At 70.0% G+C, this 18,105-nt stretch carries 19 protein-coding genes; 13 read left to right on the forward strand and 6 right to left on the reverse strand.

Going from position 1 to position 18,105, the window contains the following annotated elements; all coding sequences use genetic code 11:
- The first annotated feature begins 23 nt into the window (after nt 1-23).
- From ABZX75_RS22820 to ABZX75_RS22860, 9 genes are all read left to right on the forward strand, one after another.
- On the forward strand, nt 24-1,007 hold the full coding sequence (locus tag ABZX75_RS22820; protein ID WP_355413340.1) for a carbohydrate kinase family protein: 984 nt from the start codon (nt 24-26) through the stop codon (nt 1,005-1,007).
- A complete protein-coding gene (gene metF, locus ABZX75_RS22825) occupies nt 1,004-1,939 on the forward strand; it encodes a methylenetetrahydrofolate reductase [NAD(P)H] (protein ID WP_355413342.1) in 936 nt (311 codons plus the stop codon). The genes ABZX75_RS22820 and metF overlap by 4 nt, the downstream gene beginning before the upstream one ends.
- Nucleotides 1,940-2,014: 75 nt before the next feature.
- A complete protein-coding gene (locus ABZX75_RS22830; protein ID WP_355413344.1) occupies nt 2,015-2,449 on the forward strand; it encodes a nuclear transport factor 2 family protein in 435 nt (144 codons plus the stop codon).
- A 94-nt stretch (nt 2,450-2,543) separates the two neighbouring features.
- Nucleotides 2,544-3,269, forward strand: coding sequence for a 2OG-Fe(II) oxygenase (locus tag ABZX75_RS22835; protein ID WP_355413346.1), 726 nt, complete (start codon nt 2,544-2,546; stop codon nt 3,267-3,269).
- A gap of 77 nt (nt 3,270-3,346) precedes the next feature.
- Nucleotides 3,347-3,859 (forward strand): methylated-DNA--[protein]-cysteine S-methyltransferase, encoded by a 513-nt coding sequence (locus ABZX75_RS22840; RefSeq protein ID WP_355413348.1) that lies wholly within the window; start codon nt 3,347-3,349, stop codon nt 3,857-3,859.
- 50 nt (nt 3,860-3,909) lie between these two features.
- Nucleotides 3,910-4,644, forward strand: coding sequence for a 2OG-Fe(II) oxygenase (locus ABZX75_RS22845; RefSeq protein ID WP_355413350.1), 735 nt, complete (start codon nt 3,910-3,912; stop codon nt 4,642-4,644).
- 86 nt (nt 4,645-4,730) lie between these two features.
- Entirely contained in the window at nt 4,731-5,228 is a 498-nt protein-coding gene (locus tag ABZX75_RS22850; RefSeq protein ID WP_355413352.1) for a hypothetical protein, read from the forward strand.
- Nucleotides 5,229-5,324: 96 nt separating this feature from the next.
- On the forward strand, nt 5,325-6,497 hold the full coding sequence (locus tag ABZX75_RS22855; protein ID WP_355413353.1) for a winged helix DNA-binding domain-containing protein: 1,173 nt from the start codon (nt 5,325-5,327) through the stop codon (nt 6,495-6,497).
- A gap of 44 nt (nt 6,498-6,541) precedes the next feature.
- Complete coding sequence (locus ABZX75_RS22860) at nt 6,542-8,236, forward strand: AMP-binding protein (protein ID WP_355413355.1); 1,695 nt, start codon at nt 6,542-6,544, stop codon at nt 8,234-8,236.
- Nucleotides 8,237-8,329: 93 nt separating this feature from the next.
- Here the strand turns inward: ABZX75_RS22860 and ABZX75_RS22865 are convergent, their stop codons facing one another.
- Both ABZX75_RS22865 and ABZX75_RS22870 read right to left on the reverse strand, forming a co-directional pair.
- A complete protein-coding gene (locus ABZX75_RS22865; RefSeq protein WP_355413357.1) occupies nt 8,330-8,818 on the reverse strand; it encodes a glutathione peroxidase in 489 nt (162 codons plus the stop codon).
- 104 nt (nt 8,819-8,922) lie between these two features.
- Nucleotides 8,923-9,837 (reverse strand): hypothetical protein, encoded by a 915-nt coding sequence (locus ABZX75_RS22870; protein WP_355413359.1) that lies wholly within the window; start codon nt 9,835-9,837, stop codon nt 8,923-8,925.
- 268 nt (nt 9,838-10,105) lie between these two features.
- Between ABZX75_RS22870 and gcl the strand changes: the two genes are divergently transcribed.
- Complete coding sequence (gene gcl, locus ABZX75_RS22875; protein WP_355413361.1) at nt 10,106-11,893, forward strand: glyoxylate carboligase; 1,788 nt, start codon at nt 10,106-10,108, stop codon at nt 11,891-11,893.
- A 111-nt stretch (nt 11,894-12,004) separates the two neighbouring features.
- Here gcl and ABZX75_RS22880 read toward each other — a convergent pair whose 3' ends face one another.
- The 4 genes from ABZX75_RS22880 to ABZX75_RS22895 form a co-directional block, all read right to left on the reverse strand.
- Entirely contained in the window at nt 12,005-12,586 is a 582-nt protein-coding gene (locus ABZX75_RS22880; RefSeq protein ID WP_355413363.1) for a TetR/AcrR family transcriptional regulator, read from the reverse strand.
- Nucleotides 12,587-13,119: 533 nt separating this feature from the next.
- Complete coding sequence (locus ABZX75_RS22885) at nt 13,120-14,577, reverse strand: catalase (protein ID WP_355413489.1); 1,458 nt, start codon at nt 14,575-14,577, stop codon at nt 13,120-13,122.
- Nucleotides 14,578-14,812: 235 nt separating this feature from the next.
- On the reverse strand, nt 14,813-15,703 hold the full coding sequence (locus ABZX75_RS22890) for a 2-hydroxy-3-oxopropionate reductase (protein ID WP_355413365.1): 891 nt from the start codon (nt 15,701-15,703) through the stop codon (nt 14,813-14,815).
- A 75-nt stretch (nt 15,704-15,778) separates the two neighbouring features.
- The gene (locus ABZX75_RS22895) at nt 15,779-16,612 is read right to left on the reverse strand and encodes a TIM barrel protein (RefSeq protein ID WP_355413367.1); all 834 of its coding nucleotides are present in this window, start codon (nt 16,610-16,612) and stop codon (nt 15,779-15,781) included.
- A gap of 180 nt (nt 16,613-16,792) precedes the next feature.
- Here ABZX75_RS22895 and ABZX75_RS22900 point away from each other — a divergent pair, with 180 nt between their 5' ends.
- The 3 genes from ABZX75_RS22900 (at nt 16,793) to uraD (ending at nt 18,103) form a co-directional block, all read left to right on the forward strand.
- Entirely contained in the window at nt 16,793-17,044 is a 252-nt protein-coding gene (locus tag ABZX75_RS22900) for a hypothetical protein (protein WP_355413369.1), read from the forward strand.
- The gene (locus tag ABZX75_RS22905; RefSeq protein WP_355413371.1) at nt 17,041-17,424 is read left to right on the forward strand and encodes a helix-turn-helix domain-containing protein; all 384 of its coding nucleotides are present in this window, start codon (nt 17,041-17,043) and stop codon (nt 17,422-17,424) included. Before ABZX75_RS22900 ends, ABZX75_RS22905 begins: the two co-directional genes overlap by 4 nt.
- Nucleotides 17,425-17,587: 163 nt before the next feature.
- Nucleotides 17,588-18,103, forward strand: coding sequence for a 2-oxo-4-hydroxy-4-carboxy-5-ureidoimidazoline decarboxylase (uraD, locus tag ABZX75_RS22910; RefSeq protein WP_355413373.1), 516 nt, complete (start codon nt 17,588-17,590; stop codon nt 18,101-18,103).
- The last annotated feature ends 2 nt before the right edge of the window (nt 18,104-18,105 follow it).

Below are 18,105 nucleotides of genomic sequence, written 5' to 3' on the forward strand. Positions count from 1 at the left end.
CCTACTCCACGGGAGACACCGACGTGCACATCGCGGTAACCGGTTCGATCGCCACCGACCACCTGACCGTCTTTCCCGGCAGGTTCCGGGACCAGCTGATCCCCGACCAGCTCGACCACGTCTCGCTGTCCTTCCTCGCCGACACCCTTGAGGTACGGGCAGGTGGTGTGGCAGCCAACATCGCGGTGGGCCTCGCGCGGCTCGGACTGAGCCCCGTGCTCGTCGGCGCGGCCGGCAAGGACTTCGCCGACTACGCCGCATGGCTGGAGAACAACGGCGTCGACACCGCCTCGGTGCGCGTGAGCGAGACGCTGCACACGGCCCGGTTCATGTGCACGACCGACGCCGACCAAAACCAGATCGCCACCTTCTACGCGGGCGCCATGGCCGAGGCCAGACACATCTCCCTGGCCGCCGTGGCCGAACGCATCGGGACGCCGGACCTGGTGGTGATCGCCCCCAACGACCCGGAGGCAATGCTGCGCCACACCGAGGAGTGCCGTCGGCTTGGCATCCCCTTCGCGGCAGACCCCTCGCAACAGCTCGCCCGGCTCGGCCGAGAGGCGACGCGCCGGCTGGTCACCGGGGCCCGGTTCCTGTTCACCAACGCGTACGAGGAGGCCCTGCTGCTGAAACGCACCGGCTGGACCCGGGAAGAGGTCCTCGCCCGCACCGGCACCTGGATCACCACGCTCGGCGCCGAGGGAGCACGGTTGCGGGGGCCGGACGGGGAAGTGCGGCACGTACCGGCGCTGCCCTCGTCGGCCGCGGCAGACCCGACCGGTGTGGGAGACGCGTTCCGGTCCGGGTTCCTTGCCGCGGTCGCACGAAGGCTGCCGGCGGTGACGGCCACCCGGCTGGGCTGCGCACTGGCCACCCTGGTCCTTGAGTCGGTGGGCACCCAGGAGTACAAGATCGTGCCGGCCGACCTGCTGCGGCGCATCACCCAGGCCTACGGGTCCAGCGAAGCGGCCGCGCTGGAACCGGTCCTGGCGCACCTGCCATGACGGCGTACGCACACGAGCTCGCGACCACGGCTCCGACTGCCGGCGCACGCGCCGCCGGGAGCCTTCGACAGCGCCTGAACGCGGGGCTGCCGTCGTTCTCCTTCGAGTTCTTCCCGCCCAGGACGGAGACGGGAAACCGCACCCTGTGGCGGGCGATCCGCCGGATCGAGGTCCTCGCCCCCACCTTCGTCTCGGTCACCTATGGCGCGGGTGGCTCCTCCCGTGACCGCACGGTCGAGGTCACCCAGCGGATCGCCGCCGAGACCACACTGCGTCCGGTCGCCCATCTGACCGCCGTGGGGCACTCGGTCTCCGAGCTGCGCCGCATCATCGGCCAGTACGCGGACGCGGGCGTACAGGACGTGCTCGCCCTGCGCGGCGACCCCCCAGGCAATCCCGGGGCTCCCTGGACAGCCCATCCCGAAGGTCTCGCGTACGCCCATGAGCTGGTCTCACTGGTCCGGGAACTGGGCGCCTTCACCGTCGGAGTCGCGGCCTTCCCCGAGCGGCACCCGCGCTCGCCGGACTGGGACAGCGACATCCGGCACTTCGTCGCCAAGTGCCGGGCCGGCGCCGACTACGCCATCACCCAGATGTTCTTCGACGTGGAGGACTACCTGCGGCTGCGGGACCGAGTCGCGGCGGCCGGCTGCGACACCCCGATCATCCCCGAGATCATGCCGGCCACCGACGTGAGGCAGATCCGGCGCTTCGCCGAGCTGTCCAACGCGGGCTTCCCCGTCGCGCTGGCCGAACGGCTCGAAGCCGCCCGGGACGATCCGGCCGAGGGGCACCGCATCGGGGTCGCGTACGCCACCGCCGCAGCGGAGCGGCTGCTCGACGAGGGCGCCCCCGGGCTGCACTACATCACCCTCAACAAGTCCACGGCGACCCTGGAGATCCACCAGAATCTTCACGGCGGAGGGGGGTGACCCGTACGCGTCGCTCTTCGTTGACCTCTGAGCGGCCCGACGGCGGCCGCCGGAAGGCCTGTCGAAGGAGCACGCGTGACCACCACCCAGACGAGCGCATCGGAAGTCCTCACCCGCTTCTACGCCGCCGAGTCGGCCTACGTCGCCGCGGGCGGGCCGGGCCGGGCCCCCTTCGGGGAACTCGCCGCCTGCCTCGACCCGGAGGTGGTGCTGCACCAGGCGCCCGGGCTCCCGTACGCGGGTGACTGGCGCGGCCCCGACGGCATCGAGCGGTTCATGGCGGTCATGGGCGAGGTGTGGCAGTCGGTGGAGTTCCTCGACCAGCGCCGGATCATCGACGGCCAGGACGTCGTCGTCACCAGCCGCGTACGGTTTGTGGCCCGCGCGTCGGGCCGCGCTCTGGACACCACGATCGTCCAGCTGATGACCGTACGGGACGGGAGGATCCGCGAGATCAGGCCCTTCTACTGGGACCCGGCCGCAGTGAGCGCGGTGCTGGAGCGGCCCTGAGCACGGTGGCCCCGTTCTCCGTGTTCAGGGCCCGAACTCGATGTCGGAAAGCCGCCAGCGCTCTGGCCACCGGGCGGCCACCATGAGGTCCACCATGAACCTTTCCTTACCGAGCACCTCTACGCTCGCGCTCGCCGAACTCGACCAGGACGAGCTGTTCCGGCAGCTCAACACGGACGGCGTGGCCCTCACCCCGCCCCTGCTGACCCGGGCGCAGTGTCAGGAGATCGCCGCCACCTTCGACGAGCCCGGGCTGTTCCGCTCCACCGTGGTGATGCAGCGCCACCAATTCGGCCGGGGCTCCTACAAGTACTTCGCCGACCCTGCCGCAGTGCCGCTCGTGGGCCAACTGCGAGAGAACCTCTACCCGCTGGTCGCCTGGATGGCCAACCAGTGGGCACCGCAACTCAAAGAACGGACCTACCCCGAAACCCTGGGCGAGCTGCTTGCCGAGTGCGCGGCGGGTGGCCAGTCGCGACCCACCCCGCTCATCCTGCGCTACGACAAGGGCGACTACGCCTGCCTCCACCAGGACGTCTACGGGGACATCGTCTTCCCCCTGCAGATCGCCATCATGCTCAACGAGCCGGGCGAGGACTTCACCGGGGGAGAGAACGTCTTCGTCGAACAGCGACCCCGCTCCCAGTCCCGGGCCCTGGTCGTCAAGCCGTCCCTGGGCCAGGCGATGATCTTCCCGGTCCGGCACCGCCCCGTACGCGGCACCCACGGGTTCCGCCGCCACCCCATGAGACACGGCACCAACGCCGTCGACCGGGGCCGCCGCACGGTGCTGGGTCTGATCTTCCACAACTCCCGCTGATTCCGGCTCCACGTCGGATATCCGCCAGACTGCCCGGCTGACGCCGAGCACACTCGGGAAGAGAAAGGAGCGGCCTGATGACACTCTTCACCACGGCCGAGGGTCCCCTGGGCGAGCTACTGCTGGTGGGAGAGGAATCAGCCACCACGCCGAGCGGTATCGTCATGGTATCGCTGTCCATGCCCGACAGCCGCAGCCCCGCTCTGCCACGAGACGAGTGGCAGCGGAGTCGGACGGCCCTGGCCGGGGTGGTCCGACAGCTAGAGGAGTACTTCGAGGGCCGTCGTACCCGGTTCGAGCTGGAGTACCGCACGAGCGGCACCGAGTTCCAGCAGCGCGTGTGGGAGGCCATCGACGCGATCCCGTACGGCACGACCACCACCTACGGCGCTCTCGCCGAGCGGCTCGGCATCCCGCGCCGGCAGGTACGCGTACTCGGCGCGGCGATCGGTGCCAACCCCCTGCTGCTGGTTCGACCCTGCCACCGGGTCATCGGGGCGGACGGCTCCATGCGCGGTTACGCCGGCGGCATCGACCGCAAGGTCGCTCTGCTCACCCATGAGGGCGCCCTGCAGCCAATGCTCGGCTGATCCGGGGCGAGCCCCCACCGACAACCCCACGGGCGACGGAAGAGACACCCATGACGACCATCACAGAAACGGCAGCGGCGTGGGCGGCCGAAAGAGTCGAGGCCGCCGACTGGCCCGCCCTCGCCGAGGAGCTCGACACCTACGGCTGCGCGGCGACGCCCCAATTGCTCACCCCTGCCGAGTGCCGGGAGCTCACCGCCCTGTACGGGGACGCCGAGCGGTTCCGGGCAACCATCGACATGGCCCGCTATCGCTTCGGGTCGGGTGAGTACCGCTACTTCACCCACGATCTGCCGGAGCCCGTCGCCGCGCTTCGTGCCGCGCTCTACCCACGGCTGCTGGGCATCGCCCGAGACTGGGCCGCTCGGCTCGGCCGCCCCGCCCCGTGGCCGGACTCGCTCGACGAATGGATCGCGATGTGCCACGCGGCGGGACAGGATCGCTCGGCGCAGATTCTGCTGCGCTACGGCGAAGGCGACTGGAACGCCCTGCACCGCGACGTCTTCGGCGACATGGTCTTCCCGATGCAGGTCGTCGTAGGTCTCGACCGGTACGGCACCGACTACACGGGTGGGGAGTTCCTGCTCGTAGAGCAGCGGCCGCGCGCGCAGTCGCGAGGCACCACGACCGCGCTGACCCAGGGCCACGGGCTGATCTTCACGACCAACAACCGCCCCGTGCGGACGAAGCGGGGCTGGTCGCCAGGAGCCGTACGGCACGGCGTGAGCACGGTGCGCAGCGGCCGGCGCCACGCACTGGGCCTCGTCTTTCACGACGCGGCCTAGCTGGTGTACAAGCTGGTGGGGCCTGACGGCCGCTCCCTCGTGTCGAGGGAGTACGCGCAATGGAGAGACGAGTGAGGGAGCCGGGTATGAAGGCGTCACCGGTGATCGGGCCCACTGCGGCGGCCGCCTACGGCGAACCCCTGATGCCCGCCCCGCACACCCCGGCGGAACTGACCGCCCTGATGGGACTGTTGACCCAGTCCGAAGCCCCGATCGAAACGGTCGTCATCGGGCATGGGCGCGACAGCGCCTCCGTCGGCGCTGCGGCCGCTTTCGCCGCCGCATGGCGGGCCAGGGGCGGCCACGTCCTGGACACGGTGGACTGGCCCGAGAGCGCCGCGTCCTGGCTGCGCCCCGCCCGTCGGCTGACCAGGCAGACCCCCGACGCGTGGGTGGTCGCCGGGGCGGTACTCGGCTGGGCGCAGATGAGCCGGCGCCTGAGGCACAGCACGGACTGGGATGCGGCCCGCACCTTCGCATTCGCGTCACTGAACGACTCCCGTCTCCCGGCACTGGCAGGCCCGAGGGTCCTCGACGGACTGCGCGGTGCCACCGCGAACGGCGGGACCTGGGAGATCAGCTGATCCGCCGGACCAGTCCCGGGGTCCTGAGCGAAGACCGCATCGACCCTTCCCTCTTGCGGACCGTAGGTGTCCGCGAGGAGGAGTTAGCTTGCTGCCATGGCCTCCAGGACGACGCATCCCACGCAGCCCGTACTCGACATCCGCGCACTGAACCGAGCCACGCTCGCCCGCCAGCTCCTGCTGAGCCGCGCCGAGATGTCCGCCCGTGACGCCGTCGCGCACCTCGTCGGGCTGCAGGCACAGAACGTGAAGCCCCCCTACTTCCAACTCCACGCCCGGCTCGCCGGTTTCCGGCCCGCCGAGCTGGGACGGCTCATGGAGTCCCGGGACGTGGTCCGGATGGTCACCATGCGCTCCACCATCCACACCCACACGGCCCACGACGCCCTCACCCTGCGGCCGCTCGTCCAGCCCGCCCGCGACCGGGAGGTCAGCTACTTCCGTACGGGCCTGGCCGGAGTGGACCTGGAGCGGCTGGGTGAACTCGCCCGGGCCTTCGTCGAGGCCGAGCCGCGCACCATGGGGGAGATCCGGGAGGAACTCCTCAAGGAATGGCCGCACGCGGACCCGCAGTCCCTGTCCGTCGCCGCGCGCTGCCGGCTGCCGCTCGTGCAGGTCACGCCCCGCGGGGTGTGGGGCCGCAGCGGGCAGGTCAGGCTCACCACCGTGGAGCGCTGGCTGGGCAGGCCCGCCGGGCAGGCGCAGCCGGTGGACGACGTCGTACTGCGCTACCTCGCGGCCTTCGGGCCCGCATCCGTCAAGGACATGCAGACCTGGGCCGGGCTGACCCGGCTGCGGGAGGCCTTCGAGCGGCTGCGGCCGGGCCTGGTCACCTTCCGGGACGAGAACGGCGTAGAGCTCTTCGACCTGCCCGACGGGCCCCGGCCCGACGCGGACACTCCGGCGCCGCCCCGCTTCCTGCCCGAGTTCGACAACCTCCTGCTCTCGCACGCCGACCGGAGCCGGGTGATCGCCCCCGAGTTCAAGGGGCGGGTCTGGACGGGCAATCAGGCCCACCGCACCCTCCTCGTCGACGGGTTCTTCGCCGGTGTGTGGAAGCTGGAACGGGAAGGGGACAGGGACAGGGACAGGGACGTGGTCACCGTGGAGCTGTTCCGGGACGTTTCGAAGGCGCTGAGGGACGAGATCGTCGCCGAAGCGGAGCTGATGGTCGCCGGGATGAGCGAGGGTACGGACGAGGGTACGGACGTGGGTACGGATGAGGGCGCCGCCAAGGGGTCCGTACGCTTCGGGTCAATCCACGGCTGACGCCGCCCTGGTGGTCCGCACGCCGGACCCGGCACGATGCCCCCATGACGGAGAACAGCGCCACCGCCCAGTTCCTGGCCGCGCGGGACTTCCTGCTGGAACGCCGCGGGGACTACGAAGCCGCCCACACCGGATTCACCTGGCCCCGCCCGCGCCACTTCAACTGGGCGCTGGACTGGTTCGACCCCATCGCCGCCGGGAACGACGCCGACGCCCTGCGGATCGTGGAGGAGGACGGCACCAGCCGGGGAATCTCCTTCGCGGAGCTGGCCGTACGGTCGGACGCGGCCGCCAACTGGCTGCGCGGCCAGGGCGTGGCCGCCGGCGACCGGGTCCTGGTCATGCTCGGCAACCAGCGAGAGCTGTGGGAGGTCATGCTCGGCGCGATGAAACTCCGCGCCGTCGTCATCCCGGCCACCCCGCTCCTCGGCGCGGCCGACCTGCGCGACCGGATCGAGCGCGGTCACGTCCGCCATGTCATCGTGCGCGCCGAGGACACGGAGAAATTCGACCAGGTGCCCGGCACCTACACGCGGATCGCCGCCGGACCGGAAGTCCCCGCCGGTTGGCGGCGGCTGGAGGACATGTTCCCCGGGGGCGCCGCCCCGGCCGACAGCCCCTTCACACCCGACGGCGAGACCCTCGCCACCGACCCCCTGATGCTCTACTTCACCTCCGGCACCACCGCCCGGCCCAAGCTCGTCGAGCACACGCACGCCTCGTACCCCATCGGGCACCTCTCCACCATGTACTGGCTCGGCCTGCGCCCCGGCGACGTCCACCTCAACATCGCCTCGCCCGGCTGGGCCAAGCACGCCTGGTCCAACCTCTTCGCCCCCTGGAACGCCGGCGCGACCGTCTTCGTCCACAACTACACCCGATTCGACGCCGGGCGGCTGCTGGCGGAGATGGACCGGTACGGCGTGACCACCTTCTGCGCCCCGCCCACCGTGTGGCGGATGCTCATCCAGTCCGACCTCACGACGCTGCGTACGCCCCCGCGCGAGGCCGTCGCCGCCGGCGAGCCGCTCAACCCCGAGGTCATCGAGAAGGTGCACCAGGCATGGGGCATCACCATCCGGGACGGCTTCGGCCAGACCGAGACCACCCTCCAGGTCGGCAACTTCCCGGGGGAACCCGTCAAGCCCGGCTCCATGGGCCGCCCCGCGCCCGGGTACAAGATCGTCCTCCTGGACCCCGTCACCGGCAAGGAGGCCGCCGACGAAGGCGAGCTCTGCGTGGACCTGCGTCCGGGTCCCGCCGGGGTCATGACCGGCTACCGCGACGACCCCGAGCGCACCGCCGAGGCCATGGCGGACGGGCTCTACCGCACCGGCGACATCGCTTCACGCGATGCCGACGGGTACCTCACCTACATCGGCCGGGCCGACGACGTGTTCAAGGCCTCCGATTACAAGATCAGCCCGTTCGAGCTGGAGAGCGCCCTGCTGGAACACGAGGCCGTCGCCGAGGCCGCCGTCGTCCCGGCCCCGGACGCGCTGCGGCTGGCGGTGCCGAAGGCGTACGTCACGCTCGCCGCAGGCTGGGAGCCCGGACCGGACACGGCCCGGGCACTGTTCGAGCACTCCCGCGCGGTGCTGTCCCCGTACAAGAGGATCCGCCGCATCGAGTTCGGGGAGCTGCCGAAGACGGTGTCCGGCAAGATCCGCCGCGTGGAGCTCCGGGAGCTCACCGCGGCCGGCTCAGCGGGGGAGTACGACGAGGCCGAGATGAGGTGAGGCCCCGCGGCCGGGGCGGGGACGCGGCGGGGGCGCGGACGGCCGTCGTACGCCGGTCCTCGCGCCCCGCCCGTACGCCGGTCCGTACGGTCCTTACGCGGGCAGGTGCGCCTCGATCGCGGCGATGACCTCGGGGGCCTCGGGCTCGGTGCGCGGGCGGAAGCGGGCCACGACCTCGCCGGCGGGGGAGATCAGGAACTTCTCGAAGTTCCACTGGATGTCGCCCGCCTCGCCCTCGGCGTCCGGGTTCTTCACCAGCTCCTGGTACAGCGGGTGCCGGTTCTCGCCGTTGACGTCGGACTTCTCCAGCATCGGGAAGGTGACGCCGAAACCGGCGGCACAGAAGGTCTGGATGTCCTCGGCGTTGCCGGGCTCCTGTCCGCCGAACTGGTTGCAGGGCACGCCTATGACGGTGAAGCCCTTCGCCTCGTACGCGAACTGCAGGCGGGCCAGCCCCGAGTACTGCGGGGTGAGACCGCACTGCGAGGCGGTGTTCACCAGCAGGATCACCTTGCCCTTGTGAGCCGCCAGGCTGGTGGGCTCATCGGACAGGGTGGTCAGCGCAATGTCGTACAGGCTCATCGGGCTCTCCTCGGCAGGACGGGGGCGGGCAACGGGGAACGGACAATGGACCCGAGCTTAGGGGGTGTCCGGCGGCCCCCCGAGCCCCCCACCGCGGACAGTTCCTAGGCCCCCGCCCCGATCAGCGCGTCCGCCGGGTCGTTGACCGGCTGCGGCATGCCCGTGAGGTCCATGACGAAGAGCGGTATCCCCAGCTCGTCCGCGCGGGTGCGGGCGTCCTTCGTGTAACCGGCGAGCGCGAAGTAGACGCTGGTCGCGGAAGCGGTGAGCCCGTTCAACCAGACGCACTCCACCGCCCGCAGCCCGGCCGGCGCGGTGGTCGGGTCCACCTGCGCGACCAGCCCGGGAGCCCGCAGGTCCACCACGGCCGAGGGGATCGGCCGCCCGTCGGGCTGCCGTACGTCCTGGAAGCCGAGCCACCGCAGGTACAGCGCGGCCGTGGCCACCGCGTCGCGGGCCGTACGGATGGTCACCGGCCGGAAAGCGGGCCGCGGCACCGGCGCGGCCGATGGCGGCGGCAGGTGCGCCGCACGTGAGTCCGGGGACGAGCCGAGGGGCGAGTCCGCGGACGAGGGCCGCTGCGGGGCGCCCGACGGCGCGCCCGCCCGCCCTCCCGCCCGGCCTCCCGCAGGCGCGCCCGCGTCCGGCCGTACCTCCTCGGACGCCGCGCGCCGTCCGTCTCCCTGACGCGCGGGCCCGGCCGGCCCGGCCGACCTCTCCGGCCCGTCCGCGCCCGGCCCGGCCTCGGACCGCTCCGGCGGATGCACCGGAATCATCACCACCGTCCCGCACGAGCCGCACCCCACCTCGGGATGCGGCCACTCGCTCTCCCGCCCGCAGGACGCGCACCGCACCGCCACCCAGGTGTTCGACCAGGTGCGATGGGTCAGCGGCAGGGGTGGAGCCACCAGATCCAGCGGCGGTACGACCGGGCTTCCGCAGGCGCAGGGGAACACCGGGGCGACGTAGTTGTTCTCGCGCAGGCACGCCGGGCAGCGCACCGGTACCGCTTCCGCCATGAGACCTGGACCCCCTCCATCGCTGTGCGTAGGTACATGGTCCACCACCAGCGACCGCCGGAGCGGCCCTGTCCGCGGATTGGGGGCCGATTCCCGCCCCGAGGCGGGTCATTTGTGCAACTCGCGGAGCGAGACGCGGCTTTTGGTGGCTTCCGGGGTCCCCTACCGCCTTGACGTGTGCCACGTCGCGCCTTAGCTTGTTCCGTATAGCAGAACAATACTTCCGGATTACGGAAAAGCCTGACCGCCAGACCCGCAGGAGAACTCGATGCCCCGTATGACAGCCGCCGCCGCTGCAGTGGAGATCCTCAAGCTCGAGGGCGTTTCGCATGCGTTCGGCGTGCCCGGCGCTGCGATCAACCCGTTCTACCGCGAGCTCAAGAACGTGGGCGGCATCAGCCACACGCTGGCCCGCCACGTCGAGGGTGCCTCGCACATGGCCGAGGGCTACACGCGTGCCAAGGCGGGGAACATCGGTGTCTGCATCGGCACCTCGGGCCCGGCCGGCACCGACATGATCACCGGCCTGTACTCCGCGATCGCGGACTCGATCCCGATCCTGTGCATCACCGGTCAGGCCCCCGTCGCGAAGCTGCACAAGGAAGACTTCCAGGCCGTCGACATCGCCTCGATCGCCAAGCCCGTCACCAAGGCCGCCACCACGGTCCTGGAGGCCGCGCAGGTCCCCGGTGTCTTCCAGCAGGCCTTCCACCTGATGCGCTCCGGCCGTCCGGGCCCGGTCCTGATCGACCTCCCGATCGACGTCCAGCTGACCGAGATCGAGTTCGACCCGGAGACCTACCAGCCGCTGCCGGTCTACAAGCCGAAGGCCAGCCGCGCCCAGGCCGAGAAGGCCCTGCGGTTCCTCCTGGAGTCCGAGCGTCCGCTGATCGTCGCCGGTGGCGGCATCATCAACGCCGACGCCTCCGACCTGCTGGTCGAGTTCGCCGAGCTCACGGGCGTCCCGGTCATCTCCACCCTCATGGGCTGGGGCACCATCCCGGACGACCACGAGCTGAGCGCCGGCATGGTCGGCGTCCAGACCTCGCACCGCTACGGCAACGCCACCTTCCTGGAGTCGGACTTCGTCCTCGGGATCGGCAACCGCTGGGCCAACCGTCACACCGGTTACAACCTCGACGCCTACACCAAGGGCCGCAAGTTCGTCCACGTCGACATCGAGCCCACCCAGATCGGCAAGATCTTCGCCCCGGACTTCGGCATCGCCTCCGACGCCAAGGCCGCCCTGGAGCTCTTCATCGAGGTCGCCAAGGAGCTCAAGGCCGAGGGCAAGCTGCCCGACTTCAGCGCCTGGGCCGCCTCGGGCCAGGAGCGCAAGGCCACCCTCCAGCGCCGTACGCACTTCGACAACATCCCGATGAAGCCGCAGCGCGTGTACGAGGAGATGAACAAGGCCTTCGGCCCGGAGACGCGCTACGTCACCACCATCGGCCTCTCCCAGATCGCCGGCGCGCAGATGCTGCACGTCTACCGGCCGCGCAACTGGATCAACTGCGGCCAGGCCGGCCCCCTCGGCTGGACCATCCCGGCCGCGATCGGTGCCGCCACCGCGGACCCGGAGACCCCGATCGTGGCGCTCTCGGGCGACTACGACTTCCAGTTCATGATCGAAGAGCTCGCGGTCGCCGCGCAGCACAAGGTCCCGTACGTCCACGTCCTGGTGAACAACGCCTACCTGGGCCTGATCCGTCAGGCGCAGGGCGGCCTGGGCATCAACTTCGAGGTCAACCTCGAGTTCGAGAACATCAACACCCCCGAGCTGGGCGTCTACGGCGTCGACCACGTCAAGGTCGCCGAGGGTCTGGGCGTCAAGGCCATCCGGGTCACCGACCCGAACGAGCTGGGCGCCGCCTTCGAGCAGGCCAAGAAGCTGGCTCAGGAGTTCCAGGTCCCGGTCGTCGTCGAGGCCATCCTGGAGCGCATCACGAACATCTCGATGAGCAAGACCGTCGACATGAGCGACGTCACCGAGTTCGAGGAGCTCGCGACCGAGCCGGGCCACGCCCCGACCGCGATCCGCCCGCTGGCCGTCTGACCCGCCTGCCTGCACGCCGAAACGGCCCTCGTCCCTCCCTCAGGAGGCACGGGGGCCGTTTCGCGTGCCTCCGTACGGCATTGAGGCCCGGGGGAGGGGCTGGGTGACGCGCTAGGCGGGCCGGGGGCCGAGCTCGGCGTCCGCGGCCCCGCAGAGCAGCTCACGGGCCCGTTCCAGGGACAGGGAGCCGCTCAGCCAGCGTTCGCTGAGCCCCTCCACCAGGGCGGTCAGCCGCTCGGCACAGTCCAGTGGCGTGACCTGCGGGTCGGCGAGGCCGGCCGCCTGGGCGTCGCGGACGGCGTCCGCCACGTCCTCGGACCAGGAGCGGGTGGACTCGGCCAGGTTCTCGCGCAGATCGGCGTCGAAGACGGCGCTGGCCCGCAGTTCGCCCCAGGCGATGCTGTTCTCGCGGACGCGAGGGGTGTCCTGGAGCTCGCTCAGCAACAGCTCCAGCAGGGCGGCGCGGGCATCCGCGGCGCCGCCCAGTGCCTCGTCGGTGTAGGCGGTGGCGCGGTCGCCGATGAAGTCCAGGGTGCGCCGGACCAGGCCGACGCGGTCCTTGAAGTGGTAGTAGATCAGCGCGGTGGAGACCCCCGCCTCGGCCGCCAGCTCCTCGACGCGCAGACCTCTGACGCCGCTGCGCGCGACGACCCGTACCGCCGCCTCCAAGATCAACGCCTGGCGATCGGCCACTCTCGCTCGTACCCCTCGGTCGGACTCTTGACTGACCTTTCAGTCAGGCGGTCAGCCCCACGATAGCCGGACCCCTGACCTTGCGCCCACGGGCCCCGGACACGACAAAGCGCCGAGTCACGGGACCGTCCGTGACTCGGCGCTCTGGTCTGTGGAACTTGTTACCGCCCGACGGAACGAGGCTGGCGCGACAGGACGTTCGCACCGCCGGGCGGAGTCTGTGCACTCCCCGCTGTACAGGGGTGTACAGGGGCCTCTGTGCGTGGCCCCTGTGTCCCCTCCATGCGAGGAGAGGCGCAAGGGGAGGCGTACAAGAAGAGGCTGGGACCGCGGCGGGCGGTGACGAGAACTCCGGCATCGTCTCCCTCAGGTCAAGAGACGGGCCTCGGAACCCATTACCACCGCACTGGCTCACACGCCCGCCACGGTCCTCGTCCTGCCCCCACCGCGTACCACCCCTCATCCGGGTCCGCGGTGCGGGCTAGCACCCGGAGCCTGACCTCCCGTCAGGCTCCCGGCGCAGCTTGCGGCTCTCAGGCGTCGCGCAGGGCGCGAACGGCCTCCTCGACGCGCTTGCCGTAGTCGGCGTCCGCGGCGTGGAAGTGAGCCAGGTTCTTCTCGATGACGTCTTCGAGGGTGACCTGAGACAGACCGCCGGCGATGTTCGCCACCAGACGCTGCTTCTCGGCCTCCGACATCAGGCGGTAGAGCTCACCGGCCTGGAAGAAGTCGTCGTCCTTGGTGTGGGCCGGGGCCTCGTGGGTGCCCGTGTAGCCGGAGACGGCCTTCGGGGCGCCGAGCGCGAGACCGGTCTCGACCGGACCCTGGTACGAGTTGGGCTCGTAGTTCTTGTCGTGGCGCGAGCCGTTGCGCAGCGCCATGACACCGTCGCGGCCGTAGTTCTCGGCCTTCGTCGCCTTCGGGGCGTTGACCGGCAGCAGGGTGTGGTTCACACCGAGGCGGTAGCGCTGGGCGTCGGCGTACGCGAAGAGACGGCCCTGGAGCATCTTGTCCGGCGAGGCGGTGATGCCCGGGACGAAGTTGTTCGGGGAGAAGGCGGACTGCTCGACCTCGGCGAAGACGTTGTCCGGGTTGCGGTCGAGGACCAGACGGCCCACGCGCTGCAGCGGGTAGTCGCTGTGCGGCCACACCTTGGTGAGGTCGAACGGGTTGAAGCGGTAGTCCGCGGCCTCGGCGGCGGGCATGATCTGGACGTAGAGGGTCCAGCTCGGGTTCACACCGCGCTCGATCGCCTGGAGCAGGTCGGTCTGGTGCGAGTTCGCGTCCTTGCCGACGAGCTCGGCGGCCTGCTCGCTGGAGAGGCAGCGGATGCCCTGGTTCGTCTTGAAGTGGTACTTGACGAAGAAGGCCTCGCCGCGGGCGTTGGTCCACTGGTACGTGTGGGAGCCGTAGCCGTTCATGTGACGGTACGACGCCGGGATGCCGCGGTCACCCATCAGCCAGGTGATCTGGTGCGTCGCCTCGGGGGCGTGCGCCCAGAAGTCCCAGACGTTGTCCGGCTCCTGCTTGCCCGTGAAGGGGTCGCGCTTCTGGGAGTGGATGAAGTCGGGGAACTTGATCGGGTCCTTGATGAAGAACACCGGGGTGTTGTTGCCGACGAGGTCGTAGTTGCCCTCTTCGGTGTAGAACTTCAGCGCGAAACCGCGCGGGTCGCGGACCGCGTCCGCGCCGCCGAGGGAGTCGGCCACGGTGGAGAACCGCAGGAAGGTCTCGGTCTTCTTGCCGACCGTGTTCAGGAACGCGGCGCTGGTGTACGCGGTGACGTCGTCGGTCACCTCGAAGTGGCCGTACGCGGCCGAGCCGCGGGCGTGCACCACACGCTCCGGGATGCGCTCCCGGTTGAAGCGGGCAAGCTTCTCAAGGAGCTGCTGGTCCTGGACCAGGAGCGGGCCACCGACGCCGGCGGTGGCGGAGTTCTGGTTGTCGGCGACCGGGGCGCCGGACTCGGTCGTCAGCGTGCGCTTCGACATGGTGACCTTCCGTACGGGTAACTGCTGACGGAAAGCGTCTTCCGTCATGCGGAACAGCCTAATTTCGGCGTGAACCAAACGTCAACAGTTTGTTGAAGAAAGATGGAGAGAGGTGATCCGGACGGCGCCGGCGCTTGGGCGCGACAGGACAGGTGTCAGCACCGGCGCCATCCGGAAACTCAGGTCCCCCTGGGGGGAGAGCCGGGGGCCGCAAGGGCCCCCGGATGCGGGCGCGTCAGATCTGGGCGCCGGAGAGGCGCTCGACGGCGCGCAGCAGGGCCGAGTGGTCCAGGCCGCCGTCGCCCTGGGCGCGCAGCGAGGCGACCAGCTGAGCCACGACCGCACCGACGGGAAGGGCGGCACCGACGTTGCGGGCGGCGTCGGTGACGATGCCCATGTCCTTGTGGTGCAGGTCGATCCGGAAGCCGGGCTTGAAGTCGCGGTTCAGGAAGTTGTCCTTCTTGCGGGTCAGGACCGTGGAGCCGGCCAGGCCGCCGTTGAGGACGTCCAGGGCGGCCTGGAGGTTCACGCCGGACTTCTCCAGGAAGACGACAGCCTCGGCGCACGCCTGGATGTTGACCGCGACGATGAGCTGGTTGGCGGCCTTCACCGTCTGGCCGGAGCCGTGCGGGCCGCAGAGCACGATGGTCTTGCCGAGGGCCTCGAGGACCGGCAGGGCCTCGTCGAAGTCGGCCTGCTCGCCACCCACCATGATCGACAGGACGGCCTCGATGGCGCCGGCCTCGCCGCCGGACACCGGGGCGTCGATGACGCGGATGCCCTTCTCGGCGGCGTTCTTCGCGAGGTCGATCGAGGTCTGCGGGGTGATCGACGACATGTCGATGATCAGCGCGCCGGACTTCGCGTTCTCCAGGATGCCGTTCTCACCGTAGGAGATGGCCTCGACCTGCGGGGAGGCGGGCACCATCGTGATGATGACGTCGGCGTCCTTGACGGCCTCGGCGATCGAGCCGGCCGCGGTGCCGCCGGCGGCGGCCAGGCGCTCCAGCTTGTCCTGCTCCAGGGTGAAGCCGGTGACCGAGTAGCCGGCCTTCAGCAGGTTCTCGGCCATGGGGGAGCCCATGATGCCGAGCCCGATCCACGCGATCTTGGGGAGGTTGCTCATGATGAGGGTCCTTCTCTTAATGCTTTGTACGAAAAGTGCGGGGGTTGCCTGGCTGTTCGCCCGGACTTCGGCCGCCTACCGGGCGGCGCGAGCCTCGGCCGGCAGCCACTCGAAGGACGCGGCGGCGTCGGCGGCCTTGTACTCCAGGCCTACGTAGCCCTCGTATCCGGCCTTCTTGAGCTGGTCGAGCAGTGCCTCGAGAGGCAGCTCGCCGGTGCCGGGGGCACCTCGTCCCGGCTTGTCCGCGATCTGGACGTGGCCGGTCTTGGCGGCGTACTTTTCGATGACCTCGGAGAGGTCCTCATCGTTCATCGCCAGGTGGTACAGGTCGAGGAGGAACTTGGCGTTCCCGAGGCCGGTGGCCGCGTTGACCTTGTCCACCACCTCGATGCCGGCCGGCGCGCTCACCAGGGGGTAGAGCGGCGACTCGGGCTTGTTGAGGGTCTCGATCAGGAGGATCGCGCCGACGCGGTCCGCCGCCTGGGCGGCCACGACCAGGTTCTTCAGGGCGAGCTCGTCCTGAACGGCCGGGTCCACGCCTTCGACGCGGTTGCCGTAGAGGGCGTTCAGCGCCTTGCAGCCGACCGAGGCCGCGAAGTCGGCGGCCACGTTGATGTTGGCGTTGAAGCGCTCCGACTCCTCCCCGGGAACCGAGACCGCACCGCGGTCCGGTCCCGGCAGCTGGCCGGCGTAGAAGTTCAGGCCCACCAGCTGGGTGCCGGCGTCCTCAAGAGCCTTCTTGAGGGCGTCGAGCTCCGCCTGTGCGGGGGTGGGGGTCTCGATCCAGGGCCACCACAGCTCGACCGCGGTGAAGCCCGCCGCGGCGGCAGCCGCGGGGCGCTCCAGAAGCGGGAGGTCCGTGAAGAGGATCGAAAGGTTTACATCGAAGCGCTGGTCCGTGTATCCCATGAGGGGTGTGCGCTCCTTCCGTATTGCGGAAGTTAGTTTCTGCTTGATGGAAGACTGCAACGAGCTTTGGGCGGCTGTCAAGTGCGGACTCCCGAAAAGTCCCTCTCTTCCGTCGCCCGACCGCCACCCCTTCAGGAGGCGCTGTCGCGCCGCCCCTCCCTGCCGGGTAGCTTGACCCGCGTGCGATTGAGAGTGGAGTTCACGACCGAGCCCTTCGATCTCGAAGAGGCCCCCGCCCATGCCGTGGCCGCTCGCGAGGTCATCCAGAAGGCGCAGCTGGACGCGGTGGATGTCGGCCCGTTCGGCAACACAGCCGAGGGAGAGGCCGGTGAAGTGCTCGGCGCGGTGGCCGCGCTGTTGCGCGACTCACTGGGCGCCGGCGCCACGCGCGTCTCGCTCCAGGTCAATGTGATCGGGGAGGACACGCCATGACCGAGCCCCGCGACCACCCCTTCGTCACCGCGGTCAAGCCGCTGGTCGACGCGATGGGCGGCGAGCTGATGGATCCGGCGCTGGCGCAGCCCGACGACGTCGTGCTCAGCTGGGAGGGTCAGGACCTGCTGGCCGTGCGCCTGCCCCAGCTCTCGGATTCGCTGGACCACATCCTGGCGGCCCTGGAGCGTCGGCACGGCGTACCGTTGTCGCAGCTCGACCGGAAGTCCAAGCAGGACGTCGTACGGATACTCGAGGCGCGAGGCGCCTTCTCGGTCCGGCACGGCGTGGAGACGGTCGCGGGCGCCCTGGGGGTAAGCCGTTTCACGGTCTACAACTACCTGAACAGGGAAAATGCCAACAAGAGCAACCAAGGGTAAGCATGACGTAAACGTTGCTTCACCCAGCGTGACGAGCCGCCGCCCTATTCATCCGGGCGGCGGCTTTTGTGTACGGGAAGTTTCAACAAAGTGTTGACGCCGTGTTGCCGAGGGCGTTAGCTATGCCCAGCCCGTCAAAGCAACCAGGCCACGGAGGCCTACCGTGACTTCGAGTCCGACCCCGGGTCTCACCCGGTTCAACGCCTTGGACGACAGCGCGGCCACGGCCGAGCTGCACGAGGTGTGCGCCAGTTCGGCATGGGGGAGCAAGCTGCTCGCCCAGCGCCCCTTCGCCACCGCCGAATCCCTCTTCGCCGCGAGCGACGCCGCCATGGCCGAGCTCACCGCCGAGGACCTGGCAGAGGCGATGGCAGGCCACGCGCCGATCGGCCGGCCGAAGCCGGGAGACCCGACCTCCGCCCGCGAGCAGCGAGGCATGGCCGGTGCCTCGGAGGAACTCAAGAGCGAGCTCCTCGAACTGAACCTGGCGTACCAGGAGAAGTTCGGCCACGTCTTCCTCATCTGCGCCACCGGTGCGACCGGTGAGTTCATGCGGGACGCGGTCAAGGTCCGGATCGGCAACTCGCCCGAGCAGGAGCGGGAAATCGCCCGCGGCGAGCTCGTCAAGATCAACCGGATCCGCCTGACCCGCCTCGTGGAACTCGCAGAAGGAGAGTGAGC

This window comes from Streptomyces sp. NPDC003038, from assembly GCF_040611115.1.
Taxonomy (GTDB): Bacteria; Actinomycetota; Actinomycetes; order Streptomycetales; family Streptomycetaceae; genus Streptomyces.

Coding starts and splice junctions, on each gene's coding strand:
- ABZX75_RS22860 (WP_355413355.1), top strand. CDS start 6,542: ATGACGGAGAACAGCGCCACCGCCCAGTTCCTGGCCGCGCGGGACTTC.
- ABZX75_RS22840 (WP_355413348.1), top strand. CDS start 3,347: ATGACACTCTTCACCACGGCCGAGGGTCCCCTGGGCGAGCTACTGCTG.
- ABZX75_RS22865 (WP_355413357.1), bottom strand. CDS start 8,818: ATGAGCCTGTACGACATTGCGCTGACCACCCTGTCCGATGAGCCCACC.
- gcl (WP_355413361.1), top strand. CDS start 10,106: ATGCCCCGTATGACAGCCGCCGCCGCTGCAGTGGAGATCCTCAAGCTC.
- ABZX75_RS22845 (WP_355413350.1), top strand. CDS start 3,910: ATGACGACCATCACAGAAACGGCAGCGGCGTGGGCGGCCGAAAGAGTC.
- ABZX75_RS22870 (WP_355413359.1), bottom strand. CDS start 9,837: ATGGCGGAAGCGGTACCGGTGCGCTGCCCGGCGTGCCTGCGCGAGAAC.
- ABZX75_RS22905 (WP_355413371.1), top strand. CDS start 17,041: ATGACCGAGCCCCGCGACCACCCCTTCGTCACCGCGGTCAAGCCGCTG.
- ABZX75_RS22850 (WP_355413352.1), top strand. CDS start 4,731: ATGAAGGCGTCACCGGTGATCGGGCCCACTGCGGCGGCCGCCTACGGC.
- ABZX75_RS22890 (WP_355413365.1), bottom strand. CDS start 15,703: ATGAGCAACCTCCCCAAGATCGCGTGGATCGGGCTCGGCATCATGGGC.
- ABZX75_RS22855 (WP_355413353.1), top strand. CDS start 5,325: ATGGCCTCCAGGACGACGCATCCCACGCAGCCCGTACTCGACATCCGC.
- ABZX75_RS22835 (WP_355413346.1), top strand. CDS start 2,544: ATGAACCTTTCCTTACCGAGCACCTCTACGCTCGCGCTCGCCGAACTC.
- metF (WP_355413342.1), top strand. CDS start 1,004: ATGACGGCGTACGCACACGAGCTCGCGACCACGGCTCCGACTGCCGGC.
- ABZX75_RS22895 (WP_355413367.1), bottom strand. CDS start 16,612: ATGGGATACACGGACCAGCGCTTCGATGTAAACCTTTCGATCCTCTTC.
- ABZX75_RS22885 (WP_355413489.1), bottom strand. CDS start 14,577: ATGTCGAAGCGCACGCTGACGACCGAGTCCGGCGCCCCGGTCGCCGAC.